General features: G+C 46.8%; 5 protein-coding genes. 2 read left to right on the plus strand and 3 right to left on the minus strand.

Annotation, left to right across the window (positions count from 1 at the left end; translation table 11 throughout):
* Positions 1-878 (plus strand): ribonucleotide-diphosphate reductase subunit beta (locus tag F6K20_RS33850; protein WP_287297706.1); only part of this gene is annotated, 878 nt, incomplete at its 5' end.
* Here the strand turns inward: F6K20_RS33850 and F6K20_RS33855 are convergent.
* Complete coding sequence (locus F6K20_RS33855) at positions 875-1,090, minus strand: hypothetical protein (protein ID WP_287297708.1); 216 nt, start codon at positions 1,088-1,090, stop codon at positions 875-877. The genes F6K20_RS33850 and F6K20_RS33855 overlap by 4 nt on opposite strands.
* A gap of 10 nt (positions 1,091-1,100) precedes the next feature.
* Between F6K20_RS33855 and F6K20_RS33860 the strand changes: the two genes are divergently transcribed.
* Positions 1,101-1,739: a lysophospholipid acyltransferase family protein gene (locus F6K20_RS33860; protein WP_008185240.1), complete on the plus strand. Its 639-nt coding sequence runs from the start codon at positions 1,101-1,103 to the stop codon at positions 1,737-1,739.
* Here the strand turns inward: F6K20_RS33860 and F6K20_RS33865 are convergent.
* Entirely contained in the window at positions 1,711-2,091 is a 381-nt protein-coding gene (locus tag F6K20_RS33865; protein WP_287262778.1) for a hypothetical protein, read from the minus strand. The genes F6K20_RS33860 and F6K20_RS33865 overlap by 29 nt on opposite strands.
* A partial coding sequence (locus F6K20_RS33870; RefSeq protein WP_287297710.1) for a CHAT domain-containing protein occupies positions 2,055-2,506 on the minus strand: 452 nt, incomplete at its 5' end. The genes F6K20_RS33865 and F6K20_RS33870, both read right to left, overlap by 37 nt.

Here is a 2,506-nt window from a genome sequence, read left to right on the forward strand (position 1 = left end):
TCCAGAAACTAGACCTAACTCAAGATGTAACAGATTACTCCAATTTAACGCCAGCAGAACGTTATGCTTATGATGGGATTCTCTCCTATTTAACCTTTTTAGATTCCGTTCAAACCTGCAATATTCCTCACATCAAAAGTAGCATTACTGCCCCAGAAGTTAGTCTGTGTATGGCGGAACAAATTTCTCAGGAAGGGATGCACAATCAAAGTTATCAATATATCATTGAAACCGTTATCCCTACTGAACATAGAAGTAAAGTCTATGAATTCTGGCGCACTGATAAAGTGCTCAGGGATAGATGCGAATTTGTCGCCAGTTTCTATCAAAAGTATGTTGATAATCCCACCCCAGAAAACTATTTTGTTTCCTTACTGGCTGACTTTTTATTAGAAGGAATGTACTTCTATAATGGCTTCATTTACTTCTACAATCTCGCCTCTAGGATGCTGATGCCAGGCTCAGCGGACATTTTTAAAATGATTAATCGAGATGAACTGAGTCATGTCCGCCTTTATCAAAAGTTAATCCCCATGGCCATGGACGTATTTCCCTATTCCAGTGAGCAAATTTATGAAATGTTTGCCACAGCAGTGGAGCATGAATGTCGCTGGACTAATCATATTGTTGGTAACGATATTTTAGGGATTACCGAACGGAGTACTGAGCACTACACCAAGTATCTCGCCAATATCAGGTTACGTTCTATTGGATTAGACCCCCTTTACAAGGGCGAAAACTATCAAAAGAGTCCCTACAGCCACTTAGAGCGTTTTTCTGATACTAAAAAAGATGCTCATACTAAAGCCAACTTTTTTGAAGCTAGCGTAACTAGTTATGTGATGTCTTCTGGGGTCAGTGGTTGGGATGAAATTTAGGGAGTAGGGAATCGGGAGTAGGGAGTCGGGAGCGGTGCGACCCGTGGCGAATTTAATTCGCCAACGGAAAGCGCACCGAGGGAGTCGGTAGTGAGGTAAACAAGATTTTTTCCCTGTTGCGGTGATCCGCTGTTCCCTATTCCCAGATCCGCTATTCCCTGTTGCCTTCCCCCAAATAGTAAACTAGAAACCAAACCATCCAAATCCACCAATAAATTCTCAGTGACTAGAAGCCGCGAACCATTGCCCAGCCTGCTGCTGTATCACGCCCTGAAGTGGTCAGTGGTTAGCCCCTTAATCCATACCTATTTCCGGGGTCGCATTTATGGTGCTAAACACGTACCCACGTCGGGACCACTGGTGGTGGTGAGTAACCATGCTAGTGACTTTGACCCACCGATTTTAGCCAATTGTGTGGGACGTCCAGTAGCCTTTATGGCCAAAGAAGAATTGTTTCGTGTGCCAGTCCTGAAACAGTTTATTGAATTGTATGGTACTTACCCGGTTAAACGAGGGACACCAGACCGGAATGCCCTGCGTTCTGCTCTCGATTGCCTCGACAATGGCTGGGCCGTTGGTGTGTATTTGGATGGCACCAGGACACGGGATGCTCGCATTCATAACCCCAAGCTTGGTGCGGCCTGGATTGCAGCCCAAGCCCAAGCACCACTGCTACCGGTTACCTTGTGGGGAAGTCAAGCAATTGTTAAAAAAGGTTCCTTGATGCCACGGTCTGTACCCTTAACCGTGCGCATTGGTAAGCTGATTGATCCTCCTAGCTCCAGTAAGCGAGACGAATTGCAAGCTGTGACCCAACAGTGTGCTGCAGCGATTAATGCCCTCCATGATTTGGGACGTTGATTATGTGGGAATAGGGAGTCGGGAGTAGGGAATCGGGAATCGGGAATAGATGTAGGGTGGGCAGTGGCTCAGACAGATTCCGAACCTTGCCATCAAGTTGGTAGCCACTGCCCACCAATTTGATGTAGTTGCGTAGGGTGCGTGATAGGACGGGCTCCCTCTCATTTTCCGCCTCGTAGTCAGCCTTGGAACAGCCCGGCCCGTAACGCACCACCGGGTCAAACAGTAGAATTTGATGTAGGGTGGGCAGTGGCTTAGACAGATTCCGAACCTTGCCATCGGGTTGGTAGCCACTGCCCACCAACTGCCGACCAACTACCTCGCCTCGCCAATCACAGTAAAAGCCGCCCAAGCTTTCGGGTCTGGATTACCATCTTCATCATTGAGCATCGATAACATCGCCTCTCGCATGGCTTTGGCTTTATCCATTTTGTGAGTATAAATATTAGTATAAAACTCCCTCATCAACTTGGCCGTATCATCATCAGGCACTTGCCATAAGGACACCACTAAACTGGGTACACCTGCGGCAATCAAAGAACGGGATAAACCAACTACCCCTTCCCCTTTAATCTCACCCCTACCAGTATCACAAGCACTCAGAACCACTAACTTTGCTTTCAATAAGGATTTTTCCGGTAGTCCGTAACCAATCAGAATTTCATCACTGGTCAGAAAGCCATCATGGTCTGGTTGGTCAGGAGCTAATGCGATCGCACCGGGATAATCAATACCATTGACATCATCCAGTAAACCATGGGTAGCGA

It is taken from the genome of Moorena sp. SIO2C4, assembly GCF_010672485.1.
Taxonomy (GTDB): Bacteria; Cyanobacteriota; Cyanobacteriia; order Cyanobacteriales; family Coleofasciculaceae; genus Moorena; species Moorena producens.